This is a genomic window from Kocuria cellulosilytica, assembly GCF_040981245.1.
Classification (GTDB): Bacteria; Actinomycetota; Actinomycetes; order Actinomycetales; family Micrococcaceae; genus Kocuria; species Kocuria cellulosilytica.
Map to the genome: position 1 here is coordinate 1 of NZ_JAVFWZ010000082.1, position 593 is coordinate 593.

Sequence of the window (593 nt, forward strand, 5' to 3'; positions counted from 1 at the left end):
TGTGACCCGCTCCGACGGGGAGCTCCCAGGGGCGTGTGGTTGCATGAGGGCATGAGCGCAGCACACCGCACGCCCGAGACCGATGCGCACGGGGAGGCTCCGGGGATCGTCCGGTGGGACCTCGCCGCCGCCGCCGCCGCCCGGATCACCCCGCCGGGGCCGAAGATGTCCGCTCGTGCCATGCAGGCCGCGGTCGCGTCGATGCGCCGCCACGCCGAGGCGTCCGTGGACCACGTCCACCGCATCACCGGGCTCGAGGCGGCCCGGGACCTCCGGGACTCCACGGTCCTCGTCGTGGACCGCGCCGGGTGGTCCCGCGCCAACGCCCAGACCTTCCAGGTGCTCATGGAGCCGGCGGTCGAGGCGCTGCGCCGGCGCCGCCCGGAGCAGTTCGGCGCCGCGGCCACCGCGCTCGGCGGGACGGCCACGGCCATGGAGATGGCCGCGGTGCTCGGCTTCCTCTCGGCGAAGGTCCTCGGCCAGTACGACCCGTACGCCGGGCTCGTCTCCGCCCTCGCCGAGCAGCGCCACCCGGGCGGGCGGCTGATGCTCGTGGCCCCCAACATCCTCACCGTGGAGCGGGAGCTCAACGT

At 75.4% G+C, this 593-nt stretch carries 1 protein-coding gene; it reads left to right on the forward strand.

The window, feature by feature from the left end; all coding sequences use genetic code 11:
• Positions 1-51: 51 nt before the first annotated feature.
• Positions 52-593 (forward strand): zinc-dependent metalloprotease (locus tag RCG67_RS17100; RefSeq protein WP_368827998.1); only part of this gene is annotated, 542 nt, incomplete at its 3' end.